Source organism: Verrucomicrobiia bacterium, from assembly GCA_026414565.1.
In the GTDB taxonomy this organism is placed as follows: Bacteria; Verrucomicrobiota; Verrucomicrobiia; order Limisphaerales; family Fontisphaeraceae; genus Fontisphaera.
The window spans coordinates 96,154-102,957 of the sequence record JAOAIT010000029.1 but is presented as its reverse complement, the minus strand read 5'-3'; the positions used below and the strand labels follow the sequence as shown (position 1 = coordinate 102,957).

Annotated in this window: 5 protein-coding genes; 3 read left to right on the top strand and 2 right to left on the bottom strand. The window is 64.4% G+C overall.

The window, feature by feature from the left end; genetic code table 11:
- Positions 1-715, top strand: a 715-nt coding sequence (locus N3J91_07775) for an ammonia channel protein (protein MCX8156328.1), incomplete at its 5' end; no start/stop codon positions are given.
- 97 nt (positions 716-812) lie between these two features.
- Positions 813-2,231: a type I glutamate--ammonia ligase gene (glnA, locus tag N3J91_07770; GenBank protein ID MCX8156327.1), complete on the top strand. Its 1,419-nt coding sequence runs from the start codon at positions 813-815 to the stop codon at positions 2,229-2,231.
- Between the two features lie 209 nt (positions 2,232-2,440).
- On the opposite strand, the gene N3J91_07765 is transcribed toward glnA, so the two are convergent.
- Positions 2,441-3,358, bottom strand: a complete 918-nt coding sequence (locus N3J91_07765) for a sugar phosphate isomerase/epimerase (protein ID MCX8156326.1) — start codon at positions 3,356-3,358, stop codon at positions 2,441-2,443.
- Positions 3,359-3,360: 2 nt separating this feature from the next.
- Positions 3,361-5,643: a glycoside hydrolase family 127 protein gene (locus N3J91_07760; protein ID MCX8156325.1), complete on the bottom strand. Its 2,283-nt coding sequence runs from the start codon at positions 5,641-5,643 to the stop codon at positions 3,361-3,363.
- 144 nt (positions 5,644-5,787) lie between these two features.
- Between N3J91_07760 and N3J91_07755 the strand changes: the two genes are divergently transcribed.
- Complete coding sequence (locus N3J91_07755; protein ID MCX8156324.1) at positions 5,788-6,801, top strand: uroporphyrinogen decarboxylase family protein; 1,014 nt, start codon at positions 5,788-5,790, stop codon at positions 6,799-6,801.
- The last annotated feature ends 3 nt before the right edge of the window (positions 6,802-6,804 follow it).

Sequence of the window (6,804 nt, the reverse complement as noted above, 5' to 3'; positions counted from 1 at the left end):
CATGACCTCCGGCTGGAGCGCCCTCATCCTCTGCATCCTCCTCGGCAAACGCGCCGGCTACGGCAAGGAACCCATGCCCCCGCACTCCATGGTGCTCTGCATGGTCGGCACCGGCCTCCTCTGGGTCGGCTGGTATGGCTTCAATGCCGGCTCCGCCCTCGGGGCCGACGCCATCGCCGCCAACGCCTTCACCACCACCACCCTGGCCGCAGCCACGGGCGGGTTTGTCTGGGGCATGGCGGAGTACGCGCTGAAAGGCAAGCCAAGCGTCCTGGGCTTCTGCTCCGGCATCGTGGCGGGGCTGGTGGTGATTACGCCCGCCGCCGGGTTTGTCACCGCGTCAGGGGCCATGATCATCGGCGTGGTGGCCGGCATTGTCCCCTTCCTGGCCTGCTGGAAGCTCAAAGCCTGGCTGGGCTATGATGACTCCCTGGACACCTTCGGGGTGCACGGCGTGGGCGGCACGCTGGGCGCGTTGATGACCGGCCTGCTGGCCACCCCCGAGGCCAACCCCGTGGTGGAAGGAGTGAAGCAGGGTTTGCTTTTCGCGCAGATTAAAGCTATCGTGGTGACCTTGGTGCTCTCCATCGTGGCCACCGCGGTGCTGGCGTTCATCATCAAAGCGGTGATTGGCCTGCGGCACAGTCCGGAGGCGGAAACGGTGGGCCTGGATTTGACCGATCACGGCGAAGAGGGCTACTACGGCCGCAGCTAAGACACAAACCCTTTAGGCGCCGCGCCGGGGTGGTAACACACCGGCGCGGCGTCCCAACAACCCAAAAAACAGCAGTAAATCGAGAAACCAAAACACTATGGCAAAAAACACCCCAAAGAGCGTCATTGAAATGGCCAAAAAGGCCGGCGCCAAAATGTTCGACATCAAGTTCTGCGACACCTTTGGCTCGTGGCAGCACTTTAGCTGCCCCATCGCCGAGCTGTCGGAAGAGATTTTCACCGAAGGCCTGGGCTTTGACGGCTCGTCCATCCGCGGCTGGAAATCCATCGAAGCCTCCGACATGCTGGCCATGCCCGACCCCGATACGGCTTTCATTGATCCCTTCATGGAAGTGCCCACGTTGTCCCTGACGGCCACCATCGCCGAAACCGGCACCAAGGAGCCCTACAGCCGCGATCCGCGCGGCATCGCCCAGAAGGCCGAGAAATATCTGGCCAGCACCGGCGTGGGGGATGCGGCCTTTTTCGGGCCGGAGGCCGAGTTCTTTGTCTTTGACAACGTGCAGTACGAAGTCAAAACCAACGCGGCCTTCCACAGCATTGACTCCATTGAAGGCATCTGGAACAGCGGCCGCGAGGAAATGCCCAACCTGGGCTACAAAATCCGGCACAAGGAAGGTTACTTCCCGGTGGCTCCGGCTGATACACAGCAGGATTTGCGCACCGAGATGACCCTGCTCATGGAGCAGTTGGGCGTCACCATCGAGCGCCAACACCACGAGGTGGCCACCGCGGGCCAGGCGGAAATTGACATCCGCTTCGACACGCTGGTGAGCTGCGCCGACAAGATGATGATCTACAAGTACGTGGTCAAGAATGTGGCCAAAAAGCACGGTAAGACGGCCACCTTCATGCCCAAGCCGCTGTTTGGCGACAATGGCAGCGGCATGCACACCCACATCAGCGTCTGGAAGAAGGGCAAGCCTCTGTTTGCCGGCAACGCCTACGCCGGCCTCAGCCCGCTGGCCCTCAACTTCATCGGCGGCATCCTCAAGCATGCCAAGGCCCTGTGCGCCATCTGCAGCCCCACCACCAACTCCTACAAGCGCCTGGTGCCGGGCTATGAGGCCCCGGTGAACCTGGCCTACAGCGCCCGCAACCGCTCGGCCGCCATCCGCATCCCCACCTACAGCGAGAATCCCAAAGCCAAGCGGATCGAGTACCGGCCGCCCGATCCCTCGGCCAACATCTACCTCAGCAACGCCGCCCTGCTCATGGCCGGCCTGGACGGCGTGCTCAACAAAATTGATCCGGGCGAACCCATGGACAAGAACCTCTACGAGCTGCCGCCGGAGGAACACGCCAAAATCCCGCAGGTCCCCAGCAGCCTCGGCGAGGCCCTGGATTACCTGGAAAAGGATCATGAATTCCTGCTCAAGGGCGACGTCTTCACCCTCGACTTCATCGAGACGTGGATCGCCGCCAAGCGCAAGGAGCATGACGCCATCCGGTTGCGGCCGCACCCGTACGAATTCTTCCTGTATTACGATGTGTAAGCCGGAGGAACCGAGATGAACCAGGGCGCGGGCGGGAGCCAGCCCCGTCCGCGCCCCTTCCCCCCGCCCTCCAGGAGCGGTTGGCGGGAGCCGGGCGTCTGCGGCCCCGCGTGGCGGTGAATGGCGGTCATTCGCTCGGGGTGACGAAACCGCGTGGAGCACCGCCTCCGGTCAAGAGTCAGTGGGCGCCCCGGCTCCCTCCAGCCGCCCTAACCTTTCAACAGGCCTTCCACAAACTCCCGGGCCTTGCGCGCCTCGGCCGTGATCAAGCGCGCGTCCTGGCCGTTCCCCCGGCTCAGACATTCAATCACCAGCGGTCCGGCCGTGAAGCCGCCGCGTTGCAGCCGGCGCAGGACCGCGGGAAAGTTCACCCGCCCGGTGCCGGGGGTGAGCATGACTTCCTTGGGGGGCAGGAAATCCTTCACACTCATGCCGGCCACCAGCCCGTTGACGGTGGCCGCGTCCTCCACCGGGTCCAGCCGGCCGTCCGAGTAGTAGAAAATGTTGCCCGGATCGTACCACAGCCGGAAGCGGCGATGGCCGACGGATTCGATGATTTTCCGGCACTCGGGGCCGGTGGCGTTAAGCCCGCCGTGGGGCTTGATGGTGAGGGTGACCTGCCTGGCCTCGGCGTACGGGCACACCTCCCGCACGGCCTGGTAATAGGCCGGAAAAACCCGGGCATCGCCGGTGCCGCCCAGCAGCAGATGCGGGCAGCCGCAGCTCACGCAATGATCCACCAGCCGCTTGAGGCCGGCCACCCCCGCCGCCACCCCCTGCTCGGCGTGGAAATCGCCGCCGTAAATGGAAATCACCTTCAGCCCCCGCGCCTTGACTTCCGCCGCCACTGCGGCCACGGCCTCCGGCGTGGAGTCCACATGCACCACCAGCGAGGGCCGCCCGCGCGTGGTCATCAGGCCGGCGTATTGAAAGCCCGCCTCCGCCATGCCATCCAGCGCTGCGCGATAATCCAACTGATCCCACGGCCGCGTGTAGCAGCCGAGCGGATGGCGCGCGGCACGTGCGGTGGCGCTCGTGGCGCAGGAGGGCGCCAGCGCCAGGGCGGCCGCAGCGGTGGCCGCGCGCTGGAGCCAGGCCCGCCGCGGAAGTAGGGATTGTGATCGCATGATTATTTCTCAAACACCTGCAGCTCCGCACAGGAGCTGAAGGCTTGTTTGGGGTTGTCGCCGCAGGCCGGTTTGCCAATCACGCGCACGCCGACGGCCTGCACCGGCGCGGCAAGTTGGACGCTGAAGGTCTGGCCCGGTTTCAATCCCCGGTGGTCCGTGGCCGTGGTGGCGGGATAAGTTTCAAACACGGCCGCCTCCTCCCACGGGCCGTTGGCGGTCCGCTGGATTTGCAGGCGGGGCTTGCCGGCGCTGGCATCAAACCAGCCGCCGTCATGGAAATTCTGGCCGTGGGCAAACACGGCCCGGCTGAAACGTACGGGTTGTTCTGCGTGCAGGGCATACCAATCCTCCGCCTTGGCGGTGCCGTCGAAAGTGACCACAAAGGAGCCGGGATCTTCATCCGCAATGGAGCCGTTCACATTACCCTGCCGCGAGCGGCTTTCACGCGCGCCGGCCAGCAGAGAGACCTTTTCCGGCAGCGCGGCGCCGGGGGCGCGCAGCCAGACCTGGAAACGTCCGCCCGTGGCGCCGGCATTGGCAAAGGGCACCCACACCGCCGGGCGGGGGGCGGGATCACGCAAAGATTTCACCTGCGCCACAAACTCCAGCGTGCCAGGACGGCGTTGCAGGCGATCGTCCACCAGCCCCAGCAGATTGGGCGAGTCCAAGCCGGGGTTCAGTGCGGTGTCCAGAGCCAGCACGAAGGGGCCGTAGGCCAGGGCCGCGCGGCCCTCGTTGCCATGCTGACCGGCGATCAGTTGCTGCGGCCGGGCGGGCAGCTCGAGCAGGGTCAAGCTGTCGCCGTTGCGCCACAACCGCGGCGCCACCACGCGCGCCGTGGCGGCCGCATCCTTGGCTGCCCACGGGGGAATGCGGCATTGTAAACCCAGCACCACCGGCTGGGAGGCCGTGACGCGCACTTTGAATTCCCCGCCCTCGGGATACGAACTCGCGAAGTCCAGGGTCACCGCCTGGCCGTTCACGGTGGTGGTGACGCGGCCCGGCTCCAGGAGGTTGATGAAGAGGCTCTCCTGTCCCCGGGCATCCCTGGTTTTAAAATAAGCGCACTGGGCCGCCAGCGCCATGCCGCGCGGGCCGCTGGAGACGCAGCAGTTGATGCCGGGGCCATAGGGTTTGGTGCCCTCCAAAGAAGTAAAATAACACCATTGCTCACCGTCCGGGCGCTGGGCGGCGGCCAGGTGATTGTAGAGAATGCGTTCCAGTTCCCGCCCGTAGAGCGCCTCCCCTTTCAGCCGCAGCATTTGCCACAGCAGTTGCACCCACGTCGTGCTGACGCAGGTCTCACTGACATGCGCGCCCATGCCGTTGGGCAGGTAATGATCTTCCCGGAAATGCTCCCCCTGGCTCATGCCGCCGGTGAGGTACATTTTGGTATTGATGATGTCCTGGACGGCCTTTTCCACAGGAAGGAGCAGCTCCGCCTCGCCGGTGGCGCGGGCCAGCTCGCACAAACCCACCAGATTGGACAACATCTCATAAGCCTTGCCGTTGGCGGTCTTGTTGACTTTGCCCTCCTTGAGCAGGGCGGCGATGATCCGCGGGCCATTCGGTTCGTCCCACGAGCGCACAATATACCGTGCAAATTCCAGGTATTTGGCCTCGCCGGTGTGCCGATAGAGCAGCACAATAGGCTCCAAGACACTCGTGGCCGCCATGCCAACATGAGTGCCTGCCGCCAGGATGCTCTTCTTCGCCGGAAAGGTGGCGATCAATAAATCCGCCGCCTTCCGGCTGGCCGCCAGCGCCGCCGCGTTGCCGGTGTATTGGTAATACGTCAGCAGGCCCATCAGGCAGTACTTGTGCGACCACACATCCCAATCGGCGCCGGGATACAGACCGAAACGCTTGTCAGGCGTATAGGTGCCCAGATAACCATCGGCCTCCTGCGTTTTGATGAGTTCAGCGGCGGCGTAGTCAAGTTTTGCGCGCAAAGCGGCGTCGCCGGTATAAGCCCAGGCCAGGGTGGCCGCATGCATCCATTTGCCAATGTGCTCCCCGATCCACGGATGCGAGCCGGGTTTCTGCCGGAAGCCCGCCAGCAGCGGCTCCAAGTCCACTTTGGCCAGCCGGCTGAGGGCGTTGCGCTGGATGCGTTCGCCCAGAAAACCCTCCAGTTTCACCTCGGCGGGGGACAGCGGCTGGAACTGATCCGGCAGGCGATCCGGTGTTTTGAACGGCACCGGCTGGGGGGCGGCGGAGTGGATCAACGTGGCGGAAAGCAGGAAAACGGCCAGGCTGCCATGCATAAGTGGCGTTCTCATGGTATCGGGTTCAAGGGCACCTGCCCAAACTGCCGTGACCCTGGGTTTTGGTCAACCTCAAATGCCTGTCCGCCCACATGAGCACGCAAACGGCTTGGCGGCGGGGCCGGGCGGTGGTTAAATCCGGTGGCCAACACCTTTGTTATGAACAGCCGAGAACGCGTGCTCGCCCGGATCGCCGGCCAGCCGGTGGATCGTCTGCCCGTGATGCCCATCACCATGATGTTTGCCGGCGACCGCGCCGGCATTCCCTATGGGGAATACTGCCGCGACCACCGCCGGCTGGTGGAGGCCCAGGTGCGGGTGGCCGAGGAATTTGACTTCGATTATGTCTCGGCAATTTCCGATCCCGCGCGTGAGGCTGCCGATTGCGGGGCCAAGATTCAATGGTTCCCCAACCAGCCGCCCGCCATCATCGAGGAGGAGGCCCTGCTGACCGACAAGGCAACCCTGGCGCGCCTGCGCGTCCCCGATCCGCTGGGCGGCGGGCGCATGACCGACCGCGTGCAGGCGGTGGCGCTCCTCAAGCAAAAAACCGCCGGCGAAAAAATCGTCGAGGGCTGGGTCGAAGGCCCGATGGCGCAAGGCGCGGATTTGCGCGGCATCAATACCATCATGCTGGACTTTTTTGATGATGCTGCCTTCGTGCGGGATTTGTTTGAGTTCATTGTGGAAATGGAATTGCGGTTTGCGCGGGCCCAAATCGAGGCAGGGGCAGACCTCATCGGCGTGGGCGATGCCGCCGCCAGCTTGGTGGGGCCGCAAATCTATGAGGAATTTGTCTGGCCTTATGAAAAGCGGCTGGTGGACGGCATTCACGCGGCCGGCGGGCGGGTGCGGCTGCACATCTGCGGGCGCACCAATCCCATTCTCAAAGGCATGGGGGCGCTGGGCTGTGACATTGTGGATCTGGATTATTTTGCCGACCTGGCGCGGGCGCGGCAGGAGATGGGGCCGGCGCAGGTTTTACTGGGCAATCTGGAGCCGGTGGGGGTGGTGCGAAATCAAACGCCGCAGGCAATCCACGCCGCCTTGGCCGCATGCCATCAGGCGGCTGGGGAGCGCTACATCGCGGGAGCAGGTTGCGAAATTGTGCGCGACACCCCCCCCGAAAACGTCCGCGCCATAAGCGACTACGCCCGGACGTGCCGGGCGTAGTCT